Origin of the sequence: Kitasatospora sp. NPDC057223, assembly GCF_042669755.1 — a bacterium.
Lineage (GTDB): Bacteria > Actinomycetota > Actinomycetes > Streptomycetales > Streptomycetaceae > Kitasatospora.
Map to the genome: position 1 here is coordinate 40,304 of NZ_JBHUWW010000003.1, position 15,861 is coordinate 56,164.

7 protein-coding genes are annotated in these 15,861 nt (G+C 69.9%); 2 read left to right on the forward strand and 5 right to left on the reverse strand.

Annotation, left to right across the window (positions count from 1 at the left end):
* Positions 1 to 6 precede the first annotated feature (6 nt).
* The 4 genes from ACFUK0_RS02300 to ACFUK0_RS02315 all read right to left on the reverse strand — a co-directional run bounded on the left by ACFUK0_RS02300 (position 7) and on the right by ACFUK0_RS02315 (position 13,352).
* On the reverse strand, positions 7 to 6,927 hold the full coding sequence (locus ACFUK0_RS02300; RefSeq protein WP_380246113.1) for a polymorphic toxin-type HINT domain-containing protein: 6,921 nt from the start codon (positions 6,925 to 6,927) through the stop codon (positions 7 to 9).
* Positions 6,928 to 7,164: 237 nt separating this feature from the next.
* On the reverse strand, positions 7,165 to 11,307 hold the full coding sequence (locus tag ACFUK0_RS02305) for a LamG-like jellyroll fold domain-containing protein (RefSeq protein ID WP_380246114.1): 4,143 nt from the start codon (positions 11,305 to 11,307) through the stop codon (positions 7,165 to 7,167).
* A 430-nt stretch (positions 11,308 to 11,737) separates the two neighbouring features.
* The gene (locus tag ACFUK0_RS02310) at positions 11,738 to 12,754 is read right to left on the reverse strand and encodes a helix-turn-helix domain-containing protein (protein WP_380246115.1); all 1,017 of its coding nucleotides are present in this window, start codon (positions 12,752 to 12,754) and stop codon (positions 11,738 to 11,740) included.
* A gap of 412 nt (positions 12,755 to 13,166) precedes the next feature.
* Positions 13,167 to 13,352: a transposase gene (locus tag ACFUK0_RS02315; RefSeq protein ID WP_380246116.1), complete on the reverse strand. Its 186-nt coding sequence runs from the start codon at positions 13,350 to 13,352 to the stop codon at positions 13,167 to 13,169.
* 181 nt (positions 13,353 to 13,533) lie between these two features.
* Here ACFUK0_RS02315 and ACFUK0_RS02320 point away from each other — a divergent pair, with 181 nt between their 5' ends.
* Positions 13,534 to 14,022, forward strand: a complete 489-nt coding sequence (locus ACFUK0_RS02320) for a TetR/AcrR family transcriptional regulator (protein WP_380246179.1) — start codon at positions 13,534 to 13,536, stop codon at positions 14,020 to 14,022.
* 27 nt (positions 14,023 to 14,049) lie between these two features.
* On the opposite strand, the gene ACFUK0_RS02325 is transcribed toward ACFUK0_RS02320, so the two are convergent.
* Positions 14,050 to 14,874 (reverse strand): alpha/beta hydrolase, encoded by an 825-nt coding sequence (locus ACFUK0_RS02325; RefSeq protein ID WP_380246117.1) that lies wholly within the window; start codon positions 14,872 to 14,874, stop codon positions 14,050 to 14,052.
* A 317-nt stretch (positions 14,875 to 15,191) separates the two neighbouring features.
* On the opposite strand from ACFUK0_RS02325, the gene ACFUK0_RS02330 reads away from it, so the two are divergent.
* Positions 15,192 to 15,656 (forward strand): SsgA family sporulation/cell division regulator, encoded by a 465-nt coding sequence (locus tag ACFUK0_RS02330; RefSeq protein ID WP_380246118.1) that lies wholly within the window; start codon positions 15,192 to 15,194, stop codon positions 15,654 to 15,656.
* Positions 15,657 to 15,861 lie beyond the last annotated feature (205 nt).

The following is a 15,861-nucleotide window of genomic DNA, read 5'->3' on the forward strand; positions in this document are numbered from 1 at the left end:
CGCAGCTCACCTCCCTGAGACCAGAGCATCGCCCGCCTTGTTGAATGTATACCCGTTGGAGAGCAGGTAGTTCACCTCTCGCACATACACCGAATTCATCTTCATTTCGTCTATGGGCGTCCCCAGTCGGAAGATGGCCCCTTCCTTGATTCCTCGGTCGAGGAATCTCTGGTTCGCCCCCCACTGCTCTTCCGGCGTGAGCTTGTTCCACTGCTCCATGGGTACCTCAAAATATTGCGCGCCTTCCGCTGCGGCAACTTTTTGATAGTCGGGATTGTTCCCAATGACCCTCGGGCAAGTAGAATTGTGGACCAGGACGGGTGTGCCGCCCGCCAGAACATAGTACGTGTGGAGGTCTCGGACGGTTAGATTGAAGGCTGCCTGCAATCCTGTCCATGGGACGGAATCAGTGACGGTGACCTTCGACGTACTGCTTGTCCGCAGCGAGTCGCCGGGGCTCAGGTCCACGGCATCGAGCCACCGGTGCCGGTTTTCGGACCAGAACGGGTGGTGGTCCGTCGAGCTGAGGGAAATCGTCGTGCCGTCGGCGGCTTTGACGGTGAGAGTGGTGAACTGACGGTCATCCGAGGTCATGATCGTGGCATCGACCCTGCGGGGGCCGGTTTCGCCGGTCTCCGGATCGGTGGACAACACTTCGTCGCCTATTTGCAGCTCATCAATCGCCACAGCTGAGCCGTCGGACTTGAGGACGAGAGTCCCCTCCGGAAAGCTGTTCTTCGAGCTGCAGGAGCCTCCGCCCCCCAGGTAGAGTTCGGAGTTTCCCGGAAGCTTGGCGGGGCCGGATGCACTGACCTCCATCATCCGCTTGAAGGCGGCCACATCACCGATCGGGCTCATCGCGCCGAAACTGCCCGGCCCCTCCGCCCCGATCGTCATGGAAACGATGAGGAGCGAAATCCCCTGGAGCATCCTGAGAAGAATAAGTTCATCCCTGGAGCACGCACCCTTGACCATCTCGCAGATGTCGACGGCGAGCCACAGCTGGGAAGTGATCGGTGGGTCCGGGGAATACTTGCTGACGATCCGATGGCGATTCGCGTAGTAGGCCTCCATGAACTTGGTCGGGTTGGAGAAGGTGACCGGGATGTAGAGGTCGTTGTCGACCTGTGTCTGCCCCGGCTTCATGTTCTCGGTATCGCGGTCCGGCTCGTCAGCGTCCTCGTAGGATCCGTGGATGCCGGGCAGGCCGCCCGGGTTCTGGCCGTACCCGTCGCAGAGGTCGCGGGGGCATGTCCCGCTGGGGTCGCTGACGGTGAGGGGGTTGTTGTTGCTGTAGATGTAGGCGTTGAGCGACTGCGGGTCGGTCGGGAGGATGACCGGATCGACGGATACGAAGCGCCCGGTGGCAGGGTCGTAGTCGCGGGCCCCGAGGTGGGTGAGGGCGGTGGGTTCGGTGGTGCCCCCGAGGAAGCCGCGTGTGCCTGCCCAGCCGGTGGGCGCGGTACCGCGGACAGCGCCGAAGGGGGTGGTGCGGCGCTGGTCGACGGCGCCGGTGGCAGCATTGATGCCGATCTCGGCGGTGCCGTGGTGGTCGTTGACCTGGAAGGTCAGGGTGCTGTCGTCGGCGCGCACACCCGTTGCCACGCCGAGCGGGTAGTAGCGGGTGGCGGCCGGCTTGGCCGCGCCCTTGGTGAGCTTGAGCTCGGTGCCTCCGAGGTAGAGGGTCCAGCTCTCGGCCGCCGGGCCGGCGGTGTCGAGGTTGTGGGTGAGGAGCCGGCCTCCGGTGGCGTCGTAGAGGTAGTCGGTGGTGTTCAGCGTGGTTGTCGTGGTGGTGCCGACCGTGGTCCTGACCGTGTCGGAGACCTTGCCGAGGTTTCCTTCGGCGTCCCAGGTCAGGGTCTGGTCACTGCTCCGGTCGGCGCTCGGCCTGACCTTGCGACTGGTGGTGTGGCCGGCGAGGTCGTAGGCGTAGGTCTCGTCGACGGGGGCGCCGAGGGCGCCGGTGACGGTACCGGTCCTGGTCAGGGTGTGCGGCTGGGCGGCGGTGGCCACCGGGTAGGTGTAGGTGGAGGTGGCGTCCTGTGCGGTGTTGCCGGCAGGGTCGTGGCGGGTCTCGGTGTTGCGGGTGCCGTTGGTGTTGTAGGTCCAGCTGGTCCAGTACGGGGCCGGGCCGCCGAGGGCCGCACCGGTGGGACTGCTCGGGCAGGTGGCGGCAGTGGGCGTGAACGCCTCGGTGAGGCGGGCGAGGTGGTCGTAGCGGTAGCACTGCCGGTCGGTACCGGAAGCGCTGGTGTCGGTCAGCGATGTGACGTTGCCGGCCTGGTCGTAGGTGTACTCGGCGGCCCGGGCCGGCGTGGTGACACCGTAGCGGTCGGTGCGACTGGACTTGAGGCGCTGGGTGCCGAACTCGTAGGCGTCGGTGACGTAGACCTGCTTGTTCGCGGTGCCGTTGGAAAGCGTCGACTGCAGCGGCTTGCCGACGTAGTCGTAGGTCCGGCCGGTGAGATAGGTGCTCAGGCCGGAGCCCGCGGCGGTCGGCCGGTGAAGGGTGTCGTAGGTGGTGGAGACGGTCTCGGCGGCGAGGTTCCCGGCGGCCGGGTAGGAGACGGACTTGGTGGTGCCGTCGAGGTTGTAGACGGTGTTGATCTGGTAGCCGCCGGCGAGGGCCTCCTGTCCGGGGACGGACGGGACGGTGAAGGTCACGCGGGTGGGCCGGTACAGCTTGTCGAAGAGCGAGTACGTGGTCCTGTACTCGTAGCTGGTACCGGCCACGGTGGTGAAGCGGCTGCTGGAGGCGAGCCGGCCCTTGTTGTTGGCCGGATCCCAGACCTGTGAGGTCAGCAGCGGCCCGGCGGTGCTCCCGTCGTGGGTCTCCGTGACCCGCGAGAGGTTGTCGTAGACGGTGGCGACTGTCCTGCCGCGGCCGTCGGTCGTGCTGGTGACCTCACCGCGGATGCTGTAGGTCCTGGTGCCGGTCCCGGAGTCGGGGTCGACTGCCTGGGTCTGACGGCCGAGCTGGTCGTACAGCCATGTCCAGGTGGTGCCCGCCGGATCGCGCAGGCCGGTCATGTGGCCGGCCGGGTCGTAGCCGTACGTGGTGCTGTCGTACGCGCCGGTCGGGGTGGCCGCCTTGTACTGGCGCAGTTCGGTGGTGTGTCCGGCCGCGTCGGTGATCGTCGTGGTGGGGGTGCTGCCGGTGGGAGGGGTGACGGTCACCCGGTCGCCGCCGTACTCGGTCAGTGTGCTGGCGAGCGGCGTGCCGACGCCGTTGCCCGCCAGGACGGTGGCCTTGGTGACGCGTCCGAGTCCGTCGTACTCGGTGCGGGTCTGGGTCTCGACGCCGGTGGCGTCCTCGACCTTCTGCAGCGTGGCGGAGGGGGCGCCGGTGGCGTAGTAGGGGCTGTAGACGAGGACGGCCTGGCCGCGTTCGTCGTAGAACGTGTCCGTGATCAGGCGCCCGCCGCTCGCGGCAGGGGCCTGTGCCTGGCGCAGACGGCCGAAGCCGTCGTAGAGGGCGTAGGAGGTGTCCTGGGACTGGTCGTTGTTGACGGTCCTGCTGGTGACGGCGGCGACCTGCCCGTCGGCCAGGGTGTAGGCGTACTCGGTGCTCGGAGTGTTCGGGAAGTTCGCCTTGGGCTGGTTGGGCAGCCAGACCTTCACGGTGCGCCCGAGGGCGTCGTAGGTGGTGTCGGTGCGCAGGGTGTTGGGGTCGATGGTGTCGACGGCCTGACCGCGCAGCAGGTCGTAGTCGGTGGTGGTGGTCCGGGCGGTGGTGCTGTCGCCGGCCTTGGCGGGCGGTGAGGTGACCACGGTTCTGGTCGGGCGACCGGTGGCCGGGGTGTAGGCGGTCGTGGCGGTCCGGGCCTCGGCCAGGGCGGTGGTGGTGCCGGCCTCGGTGGCGAGGTTGAAGACGGTGCGGTCGGCGAGTTCCGTGGTGGCCAGGGTGCGGCCGTAGAGATCGTGGGTGTTGACCGTGTCGAGGTAGGTGGCGGTGGTGGCGGTACGGCTCTGCAGGGTTTCGACCGTGGTGGCGTCACCCCTGACGGGGGCGGTGCCGTAGGGCTGGCCGTCGAAACGGACCCGGACGTCGGACAGGACGACGGAGGTGCCGTTCGCGCGGGTGGTGCGGTCGACGGTGGCGGCGCAGTTGGCGGCGACGGTCTCGGTGCGGACGGTGCCGGTGAGGATCCAGGCGGTGGTGTTGTCCGCGTAGGTGCTGGTGGTGCACTGATCGTCGGCGGTGACCGCGACATCGCCGAGGTGCTCGGCGGTGAGGGCGCGGCCGTATCCGTCGAAGGTGTTGTCGGTCCGGGTCTCGCGCCAGCTCACACCCGCGCCGTTGTCGAGGGAGGTGAAGGTACGGGTGGCCTGGGTTCCGGTCAGGTTGGCGGTGGTGGTGCCCCAGTCACGGGTGCGGGTGGCGGTGGTCCTCTTCCACGGCGTGTTGACCGTCTTGGAGAGGATCTTGCCGGCAGGTCGGTCGTACTGCTCGGTGCGGTACTCGAACCCGGCCCACGCCTGGTCGTCGGTGAGCGTGGTGCCCTGCCCGTCGCCGACGGTGACGGTGCGCTTCTGCGTCTTGTCCGTCGGACTGCTGCGGTCGTCGTGCATGCCGCGCAGGAACCAGTGCTCGGCCTGCGTCGACATGCCCGACGTGCCACCGGTCTCGACCTTCACGTGCGCATAACCGCGCCACTGGGACCAGGTCTTGAGTTTCTCCTTCGTGATGCCGTCGAGGTCGTCGAAGTGCCAGGCGGCGTCGCCGAGGTAGGTGTAGTGGGTGACCGTGTCGGGGGCGTGGCCGGTGCGGTCGGTGCCGATCACGGCCTCGACGACGTACTTGTTGAACCACTCCGTGGTCACCGGGGTGTTGCTGTCGGGCTGGTACTGCTGCGGGAAGCAGCGCGTCACGTTCGACTGCGGGACCGGAAGAGCCGACGGGCTGCAGGCGGCGGCGGAGTAGTTGACGTCGGTCTGGCCGCCGAGCTCGTCGGTGATGGTGCCCAGGCGCTGTTTGATGAAGGGCAGTCGGCCGTCACCGGTGCGGTCCAGCCGGTTGACCAGCTGCTTGTAGGCCAGCGTGGTCTTCGGGAGCGCGACAGTGGGGGCGGTGGCGGTGCCGGTGTGCTGGATGGTGTCGAGCAGCAACTGGTAGTCGTAGTCCGCGGTGCCCCACTTGTGGGTCAGGTCCCAGGTGTCGACGCCCTTGTACGTGCCGTTGGCCTGTAGCGTGCTCGCCACCACTTGGGTGAGGCGTGTGCGGCTGAAGAAGGCCGGACTCACGGAGTCACAGTCCGTGTTGTCCTTGCAGTGCTGGTCCCACGGGGTGTCGTACCAGTACTGCCTGTTGGCGTCGATGTTCGCGGGGTCGCACAGCGAAGCGGCGGTCTCCAGGCAGCGCTCGGCGGTCCTGAACTCGACCTTCGCCATCGGCTCGACCGTGGCGGAGTAGAGGTCGGTCTGCTGCTGACCGTACTCGATGTGGTCGAGGTGCCCGCCGCGGATGTAGGGGGTGTGGTCCGAAGCCTTCAGGTTCCGGCCGTAGTTGTCGGTCTCGGGGGTGTACCAGTAGGTGATGTCGTTGCCGTGCGTGTCGACGACCAGGTCGAGGTTCCAGCGCCAGCCCTGCTGGCACCACGAGGAGCCGAATCCGCCGCTGCTGTAGCAGGGTTCGCCGCTGTTGTTGCCGAAGACGGGCACGGTGTAGACGGACTTCGTCTCGGCCTTGCCCGCCGCCCAGTTGGGCAGCCGGTTGTAGCCGAAGTAGTAGCTGGTGCCGTCGGTGGTGGTGGCCTTGAAGTACTCGCCGTCGTTGTCGCCGTTGCCCCGGCCCGTGTCACGGACCCGGACGACCTTGGTGTTGTCGTCGCCCTTGATCCGCCACTCGTCCCCCGAGACCGGGATCAGCTCACCGGAGTGGCCTGCGAAGGAGATGGTGACGTTGTCGGTCGCCCAGCACAGGTCACCGGGGTCGGAGCCGTCGGTCTTGGGCGCGCCGTCGTCGGAACACGACTTGTAGGTCCGCTCCACGGAGCCGAGGTCGATGGTGAACCCGTCGCCTGCCCACGAACCCTGATTGTTCGAGTTCGAGGTGCGGCCGTCGATGCTGCCCGAGTCGTACGAGAGGCCGACCTTCGGGGTCAGACCGCCGGGCATCGCGGTCAGCGGCATGCCGTAGGACCAGGTGAACGAGCCGCTGTTCAGCGACGTCGACCACGTGGAGGCCGCCGACAGCGGCGTCGCCCTGTAGTCACCGGTCGGCCCCGCGTCACCCGCGGTCGCGGCCAGCACCGTCACCCTGCCCGATGCGGACTGTTCGCGCAGCTGACCCACCGGGGTCTGCGGCGCCGTGAGAGGAACGCTGTCGGCGGTGACCGTCTGGTGCTCGGCGTCGTTGCCGCCCTTGAGCGGGGTCTGCACCCGGCACTCGGGCTTCTCGGGAGTGATCAGCACGCACGCGGGCAGCTGGACCATGTGGAGGCGGGCGCCGAACCCTGCGCCCGCGGCCCGGGCGAAACCGCTGTAGTCGACCGCGAGTTTGGTGCTGACCCCGGCGGGACCGGCCGATCCGGTGACGGTGAGCAGGACACCGGTGATGCCCGCGTTGCGGGAGGCCTCCTGAGGGAGGATCCGGACGTCGGTGTCGACCGGGGTGAGGGCCGGAGCCGACGTGCTGCCACTCGTGGTGGGGGCCGTGGCGGTGAGGGTGACGGGAAGGTCACCGGCCTTGATGGCTCCGCTGCCCGGTGCGGTGACCTTGGCGGTGCCGGCGTTCGGCCAGGCAGTGTGCTTCGCCTCCGGCTTGCTGACGGTGCTGTCGGCCTTGCGGCCCTGGACACCGGAGTCCTTGACCTTGACGATCCTGCCAGGTGAAGGGGAGTCGGGTTTCGTGTGGCCGGCGGCGACCGCGCTCGCGGCGAGCGGGAGTGCCGGCAGCAGGGACCCGACCAGGAGGGCAGCCACCACGGCTGCCGTCCTGGGCCGGGACCGCCGCACGGCAGCTCTTGGTGAACTCATGGATGCGTTCCTCCGATCGGCGCCCCCGTTCGGGGCGCTGGGGTGCGGTGCTGTGGGCGACCGCGGCTTGGGGTGGCAGTCCACGACGAGGCGGACGGGTTCACGAAGGAACCGGGCGGCTCTCGGGCCGCCCGGCCCCTTCGTTCGAGCGGGCCGGTCGCGAACCGGCCCCGGTGTCGGCCCTGTCTAGGCGGCCAGTTGGCCGATCTGCTGCAGGCCGAGGACACCCTGGTAGACACGGACGTCGTTCAGCTGGCCGGAGAAGTACTCCTGCCAGGCGCCACCCGTCCGGGTGCGGCCGAGATCGACGGTGACCGTCCCGCTGGCCGCGGCGTCGAACGGCCGGAAGAGCGGACGCTTGTTGCTGGGGCCGTCACAGGAGTCGATCGCCCCGCACCCGGTCCGGTCGGGTTCCCCGTTGACGTACAGCGAGAGCTTCCCGGCCAGGCCGTCGTAGACGAGCGCGAGGTGTGTCCAGTTCTCGCTCCGGGCCTCGACCGTGACGTGGGAGACGACGGCCGTGGCCGGCGCGGGGGCGTCCTTGTCGCTGATGACGGCCTGCCATTCACCGAACGGCAGCTGGGTGTCGGGGTTGATGCCCCGGTAGTGCCAGCGCACCGTCACCACCGAGCCGGACGCGCCGGGCACCGAGAGGACCGTCATGTCCCGGGTCGGTGTGCCCGCGGTGTTCGCCCACGCCGTCAGGGTGAAGCTGCGGTCGGTGTGCAGCGGGGTGGCGGTGCTCTCCGCTGCCCCGGCGATGCCGTCCAGGGTCAGTACCCCGTCCGTGTCGCCGAACAGTTCAGTACCGGTGGTGACGGAGGCACCGGTGGTGAGGGTGGCCGAGGCGTCCGCCCCGGAGGCGTCCGGGGTGGTCGCCGGGCTGCCGGTGGCGCCGTCGAGCGCCCAGTGCCCGACGAGCTTCGCGTTGACACTGGCGAGGTTCGTGACCTCGGGGCCCGTGACCACGCGGTCGTACACGCGCACGTCGTCGATGTCGCCGGTGAAGAACTGGCTGTGGACGCCGTTGCGGTACACCGCGCCGATCCGCAGCGCACCGGGGGTCGCCCACGGGGTGGTCTGGGTGTAGTCGGACTCTCCGACGAGGTAGCCGTTGATGTACAGGCGCAGCTTCTTGGCCGTGAGGTCCGAGACGCCGACGAGGTGGGTCCACTGGTCGTCGAGGCCGTTGAAGCACGGGGCGCCGTTGACGGCGGTGCCGGGGGTGCAGTCGGGCTGCATGGCGCGCACGAGGGTGTCGGTGTCGGAGTCCTCCTTGTAGCGGCCGAAGACCCATCGCTTCCAGTAACCGGAGTAGTAGAGGCTGAACTCGTCGCTGTGGACGCCGCCCTGGGAGACGGCCGTGCGGACGCTGCTGTCCGTGTCCGCCATCCTCGGCGACTTGACCCAGGCGGATACGGTGAAGCTCCTGGTGCCCTGGACCTGTGGCCGGATGGTCCTGGCGTAGCCGTCCGTGCCGTCGAACTGCAGGGCGGAGCCGTTGAGGCCGGCAGCGCCGGTCCGGGCGGCGCCGGTGAGTGCCAGGACGTCGGCCTCCGGGGCCGCGGCCGTGGTGGTGGCGCCGACCGGCTCGTCCAGGTGCCACACGGCCTTGGCCGGGACGCCCGTGGTCAGGTTCTGGTCGGTAGCGATCTTGACGATCTCGGAGGGGGCCAGAACTCGGTCCCACATGCGGACCTCGTCGAGGGAGCCCTTCCACGGGTCGACGTACTTGGCCATGTAGCGCATCCGGCCGAACTCGACGGGGCCCGACGCGGCGAAGGACGCCGGCGCCGCGGCGCTGGACACGAGCACCCCGTCGACGTACAGCAGGACCTTCGCCGTCTCGGCGCTGTACACGCCGGTCAGGTGGGTCCAGCGGTTGGGGACGACGACGGCGTTGCCGTTGGCGGACTGCCAGCCGAAGCCGCTGGCGACGTCCTTGCTGAAGGTGGTGAAGGACCACGTGCCGCCGCGCGCGCCCAGGGCGAAGAAGCCGGTGTCCGTACCGGCCTGGCTCACCGCAGTCCGGGAGACGGCGGTGTCGGCGACGTTCACCCAAACCGAGACGGTGAAGCTCCTGCTCGTGTCCAGGAGACCGGCCGGCCCGTCGGCGTAGGCGTTGGTCGTGCCGTCGAAGGCCATCGCCGTCCCGGTGTGCCCGGCGGCCTGGAGTGAGGTGCCGGGGTTGAGCGTCGAGGTGATGGCGGCCCCGCCGCCCGCCGGCGGGGTGCCGGAGGCCTCGTCCATCGCCCAGCCGGTGCGCTGGCCCTGGCCGTTGAGCACGTTGAAGTAATAGACCTCCTGCTGGGAGGAGTTGCCCGAGCCGTCGATCGCCTTGACGTGGAGCAGATGGACACCGGGGGCGTCCGGCAGGATGTCGATCGTCCGGGGGTCGCCGGCGGTGGTAGCCACCTCGTGGTTCGCGGAGGCCGGAACGTCCAGTCCCCACTGGTACTTGACGACGTCGGTGGCGGTGGAATCGATCGTGAAGGACCCGTAGCGGCCGACGCCGTCGGCCCACGGGAGCGGTGCGGCCGGGTTGTCGGTGACCGGGTAGGAGGACGAGGTGACGTTGGGACCGTCCGGTGCGGAGACGTCCACGCGGACGTAGCAGGCACTCGGGTCCCCGTCGGAGTTCCACGGACCCCAGCCGGCGCCGTCCCAGGCCCGCACCTCCCAGGTGAAGTACCGGTCGGTGGGTGTGCCGGCCGGCGGCTGGATGTTGAAGAGGGAGCCGGATCCCTTGAAGGTGCCGGAAGCTGGTGCGGTCCCCTCGCTGCCGGTGTTCCACCAGCGCCGCTGCCAGCCGGTGCCGTCGTCCCAGCCGAGGGCGAACTGGGCGCCGATCGCCTCGCCGTCCGGGTCGCTGAGGACGGCGGTGAGCTGCGGCATCATGTTGACCTGCACGGGGGTGCCGGAGCAGACCGCTCCCGGCTGCATGCTGAGGTCACTCGCGGCGGGCTGACGGGGCGGCAGGTTGTAGTACACCGACAGGTAGGCGTCGTTGGTGAAACGCTTCCAGGCGTAGGTGTCGCTCTCGTTGGCGGCCTTCAGGCCGAAGGTGGTGGTCGGCCAGCCCCAGTTCGCCGCGTCCTGCGCCAGCGCGCGGACCGTGTCCGAGGTCGTGCCGCCGAACTCCAGCCAGCCGCCCGCGCTGCAGGTGCTGCCCGAACCGCTCCAGCCCTTGGCCTCGGTGACCGTCTGCAGATTCCGGCTCCAGAACCCCGCCGCGTTCTGCGAGTTCCACGTCGTGCCCGACGACACGTAGCTGGTGGACCACAGCTCCACGGGCTTCTTCGTGCACGAGTAGGAGTGGCTCTCCCACGCGCCGAACGTCGCAGACAGGATCTGCCTGCCGATGAACTGGCTGGTCGGGATCTGGAAGAACGCCCGCTTGACGTCGGTCGGTGCGCACCGTGCGGTGTCACCGCAGTAGCCGACACCGAAGTCGGGGTTGTAGTGCCAGTACGGCTGGTTCGGGTAGGACCGGGAGACGCCGGCCCAGTCTCCGGCGTGCGGAGAACTCCAGGCAGGGTCGATCATCACGGGGAACACGGTCGCGGGATCGTCCAGCAGCGCCTGGTCGGGGGTCAGGACGAGCCTGTCCTGGGCCGTGGGGAAGTCGACGGCGACCTTCGCCACCCGGGCACCCGGCTGCGGCACGACGGCCGGGTCACCGCCGGGGTCGCCCGCGGGTGTTGCCGCAACGGCGCCCTCGGCAACGTCGGCCGCCGGGCCCTGCCCGGTGGAGGAGTCCCACATCAACGGGACAGGGGCTTCGAAGACGGTGCCTCCCGCAGCCTTGTCGACGGCGCGCAGCGAGCCGTCCGCGGCCTTCTGGATCGTCACGCCCTGGCCCTCCATGCCCAGGCGCAGTGCGTCCAGTTGCGGGTTCTTGGCAGCCTGGGGAGTGTGGACGACCAAGACCTGGGTGAAGCCGGTCCGCGTGGCGGTGAGCTTCAGGTCGACGTCCGGCAGGACGGAGCGGTACTCGGCGCTGGTGCCGGTGATGACCGGCTTCGGGAGGGCCTGGGGCCAGGTCAGGCTCAGCTGCTTGCCCGCCGAGGCCATCGTGACGAGCGGCCGAACGCTGCCACCGCCCGAGAAGGCGATGTCTGTGGTGACCGCCCTGGGTGCCACCGACCCGTCGGAACGGACCTGGAGCGTCGGATCGATGTCGACCCACGTACCCGAGCGGCGCACCCGCTGGGGCTGCAGGTACGTCGTCGACTTCAGCCGGCCGTCCGGCTGCGCGACGACGTCTCTGGTCTCGGTGCGCATCGTGGCGACGTCGACGGGCTTCCCGGTCCGCTTGGCCTCGGCCACCGCCAGGGTCTCCGCGGTCCCCGCCGGCGGCGCAGCTGCCGAGGGCGAGGACGGTGCGCCGCCGACTCCTGCCCGTTCGGCGGCTGCTGCCGGAAGGGCGCCTGTCGCCCCGATTCCTGCTATCAGGCCGGCGGACAGGCATGCCGCGAGCGCTCTGCGCCCCGCGGTCCACCCCCACCGGCCGTGGTCACCCACAACCGACCCCATGACGGGCCCTCACTCACGCTCGATGATTCGACGGTGAAGCCTCCTGACCCGGCCCGCTCGCTCGTTGCGTTCCGGGCCGTCGGGGCGTTCCGGTCCTCCGTGTTCGGCCGACAGGTCCGGTACGAGGCAGAGGCGGCGTGCTGCCGCAGTGGCTTCTCACGGAGGATGCCAAGGCGTCGTCGGGGCATGTTGTCGCTGAGTCGACGGTTTCCTGGCACTGCGTCTACTCGCCTGTTTCGCCCGCCAGTACGCGGTATCGGTGCTCGCGGGGTGAGAGTCCGTACGCGGCCTGGAAGGCACGGCTGAAGTCGGAGGCGCGGGGGATGCCCGAGCGGGCGGCGACGGTGTGGATCGGCATGGCCCGCAGCGCGGGGTCGGCCAGGTCGCGTCGTGCTCTCTCCAGTCGCCGGCGGCGGATCCAGGCGGCGAGGGTCTCGCCCCGCGTGTGCCGGGTGAAGATGCGATGGAGGTAGCTGACGGAGATGTGGTGCGTGGTGGCGATCACGGACGGGGACAGTTCGGGGTCGTGCAGGTTCCGCAGGATGAAGGCCTGGATGCTCCTCATCATGGCCCGGTGCCGGACGTCCTCGGGGACGGCGGCTTCGGCGTCCAGTTCCCGGGCCAGCCAGGCGGTGACCAGGTCGATCACGACCGTTCCCAGGCGGGAGGCCTCGGCGGGCCCCAGGGCGGCGGCCTGTCGGTCCAGACCGAGGAGGAACGGCGGGAGCAGCGCTCCCGCGCCCTCTCGGGCCGGGAGGCCCCGGGCGAGCAGGTCGCTCACTCGGTGCGGCGGCAGAGGGATCAGCGATGCGGGGAAGTCCACGCCCACTGCTTCGACCCGGTGTTCTTCACCAGTGGTGGCGACGGCGCCGAGCGCCCGCAGGTCGAAAGGGTTCGAACTGTGGACCATGTGCAGGTCACCCGGCGTGAACGTCTCCGTCCGGCCGGCACCGCGGGTCAGCGCCATGCCTCCGTCGAGGAGCAGCGTCAGGTGGCACACCTCCGGGTTCGAGCGCCGAACCATGGCCTCCGTCCGCCGGAACCGCGCCGGCGGGAACGACGATCTCAGGAGGCTGACAGGTCCCAGCTCCACGCGCCGCAAGTCCGCCGCGAAGTTGTCGCTGTGGATGCTGGTCACCTCGGCGGCGCGTGTCTGCACGATCACGTCCCGCCAGTAGGCGAATTGCTCCTTGGCGGGCATGTCCTCGCTCCCGGCCGGGCTCCGCGTCTCGGTGTCCATGCTCCGCTTCCCTCCGGAATCCTCGCCGTACCGGACGGACCGGGCCTTCTCGTCCGAATCCGTCCCGTGGGCCACCGCACGGCCCGTGCCCGCACGACCACCGCGACTACGGGGGTCACCCGGACTCGACGGCCCGATGGTGAGACATCCGGCACATCCGTCCGGACCGTCGACAACAATGCGGCCCTGGCCAAGTATTTCTGACGAATCATCATTTGCGGGCACGGCCGAGGAGGGATCGACCGGACCAGCCGGACAACGTCATGTGCGACCCATCACTTGCGCCCGCGCGCCCGCCCTCCCGGTCGAAATCCTGTCCGCACTCACACTGTCGGGTCTGGGGCGTGGACTGCAGTCGGCACACTGGCCGGCCGTCAGGACCAACGGCAGAACTGGCACCTACCATCCGCGCTCAGGTGGACCTTGGCGGGGAAGCCACCACGCGAACGCCCCCGGTCCGAACCCGGTACAGAACCCCGTCGATGACCTGGCGACAATCACGCCACCGGCCACAACGCCCATTGCCCACCGGCAGCAACGGCTCCAACCGAGCCCACCGCGCATCCGTCAGACCACCCCCGCCCGCCACCCTGGTCATATCAACGCCTCAACCGATCGCAGGACACTGCCTACTGCCACAAGCCTGACGCATTTGAACGCACTCATGCCGCCTGTCCGTGGTGGTCACAGCTATAGACTGCACAACGGCCGGTAGACTTCCCGACATGAGAGCTGACGCCGCGCGGAACATCCAGGCTGTGCTGACCACCGGAGCGCGGATGCTGGCCGCCGACCCGGGTGCCAGCATCTCGGCCATCGCCGAACAGGCGGGGGTGGACCGACGCACCGTGTACCGGCGTTTCGCCTCGCGCGAGGAACTCCTCGCGGGCATCTACGCGGCCCGTCTGGAGGCTGTCGAGCACGCCGTCGCCGACGCCCGCCTGCGTGAGGCCCCCGTCGCCGTGGCCCTGCACCGCTACGTGGAGAACATCATCGAGGTCAACCGGACCTGGCCGGTCGACCTCGCCCGCATGCTCGCCGACCCGGACAGCCGCGAACGCCGGGACGTCGTCGTCGCCGAGGTCGACGCCTTTCTGCAACGCGCCACCGACGAAGGCCTGCTCCGCGCCGCGCTGCCCGCGGGCTGGGCCGCGGCCCTGCTGCCGGAACTCATGCACCTGGCGGCCCGGCAGGAGCCGGATCTCGCGGCCGGCCCGGCAGCCGACCTGGTGGTCGCCACCCTGCTGCGGGGAATCGGCTCGCCGTGACCGGGGCAGCCGGGAGGTTCCTGTCGGTCAGGAGCGGCCAGGACCGGGGGCAGAACCGGAGCCTGGGTCTGGGCCGGTGGGTCGGACGCCCCGTCGGTCGAGCCAGCCGAGCACGTGGTCGGCGACGAACCGCCAGCCGCTGTCGATGACCAGCGAGTGGCCCCGGTCGGCGAACTGCTTGAGGTCCGTGAGGGCCGTGGAGTCGCCGTACTCCTTGTACACGGTGCGGGTCACGACGTCGGGGACCAGCAGGTCCTCCTGGCCCGAGACCAGCAGCAGCGGGCCGCGCCGCGTGTTGCCGGTGTCCACGGGAGCGCTCTGACGACGGGGGCGGCCGTCGCACCCGAGGTCGTCGAGCAGGCGGCGCGGGACGGGCACCACGTACCTCTCGTACAACCGCTCGGACTCCTCGGGGCCGACGGTGTTGGCGAACACGTCGCGGAAGCGTTCGGGCGAGAGCAGGACGGGGGCCCGGGACGGCTCGGCGGCGGGCCCGGGGCGGGTGGGCACCGCGATGTCGTTGATCGGCGCGGGGGCGATGGCGACCGCCGCCTGCCCCAGCCGGGCCCCGATCAGGTGCTGGGCGACCAGTCCGCCGACCGAGTGCCCGACGATCACCGGAGGGACCTCGAAGGAGCGTACGATCTCGGCGAAGTGCTCGGTCAGGTCGTCCAGACCGAGGTCGGGGACGGCGTCCGGACGCTCGCGCGCCTCGCGCGCGCTGGGCGCTTCGCCGGGCCACCCCGGTGCACAGGTGGTGTAGCCGTGTCCGGCGAACCGCGCTGCCCAGGACTCCCACGACCGTGCGTGCAGCCACGCGCCATGGATGAACACGACGGGAGTACGGATCACCACTGGTCCTCCGAGCCTGATGGCGGCCCGCACCGATGCGGCCGCCACCCCAGCTTGCTGGAGAGTGCTTCGTGGGGGATCAGTCGAATGACTGAAAGTGACCGGGCGCGGACACACCCCGTCCCGCGTCCTGGCCTGCGGGTGGATCCAGCAGAGCACGCGCGGCGGGCCGGGCGGCCCCGGAGCGGGGCGCCGACGTGCGTCACCGGTGGTGGACGGTACGGGTGGACCTGACCGTCAACTTACGGATGTGTGCCGGCGCGGGGGCGTCGAGAGTTGGTGTCGCAAGCCACCGTCATTCGAGAGGACCAAGCGGCATGAGCGACGACCAGCCCGGAGCGAGCGGGCACCCGGTGGCCTCCCCCGGCCCGCTGTCCCTGGACATCCACCAGTTCCTGGGCTTCGGCGAACAGCGGCGGTCCCTGCGGGCGGAGTTCCGGTTCGACCCGGCCTCCGCGCTGGTCGTCACGGTGACCTTCGTGGCGCCGGAGGGCCGCATCCCCTGGGTGATGGGGCGGGATCTGCTCGATCAGGGCCTGTCCGCGCTCGGCGGCCTGGGGGACGTGCAGATCTGGCCGGTCGGCCCGGAGGGGACACGGGCGGTGCGCCTGCGGCTCGACCAGCGCGCCGGGACGGCCCTGTTCGAACTCCCCCGGCCCCCGCTCGCTCAGTGGCTGGCGGCGACCTACCAGCGGGTGCCCGCCGGCACCGAACTGCGGGACGCGGACTGGGATGCCTGGGCTGCCGCTCTGCACAGATCGCCCGAGGTCCGCTCCGACTGACAGCCGTCAGGCCGTCAGTCCACGGCCGCCCGCGCCGCCCTCCCCCTGGGGCACGCGGGCGGCCGCTTCGCTGTCGTGGCACGGCTTCGGCAGCCCGGCTCAGAGGCTGCCCGGCACCGCACCCGGCCCGTGCGACCTCGTCACTCCGGCGGCGATCCCCACCCGCCCGTGGAAATGCCACGGCCCGCACCCCTGGACGAGGTGC

Excerpts from the sequence above, each read along its gene's own strand:
- ACFUK0_RS02310 (WP_380246115.1), bottom strand. The coding sequence starts at position 12,754 with ATGGACACCGAGACGCGGAGCCCGGCCGGGAGCGAGGACATGCCCGCC.
- ACFUK0_RS02315 (WP_380246116.1), bottom strand. The coding sequence starts at position 13,352 with ATGACCAGGGTGGCGGGCGGGGGTGGTCTGACGGATGCGCGGTGGGCT.
- ACFUK0_RS02320 (WP_380246179.1), top strand. The coding sequence starts at position 13,534 with ATGCTGGCCGCCGACCCGGGTGCCAGCATCTCGGCCATCGCCGAACAG.
- ACFUK0_RS02330 (WP_380246118.1), top strand. The coding sequence starts at position 15,192 with ATGAGCGACGACCAGCCCGGAGCGAGCGGGCACCCGGTGGCCTCCCCC.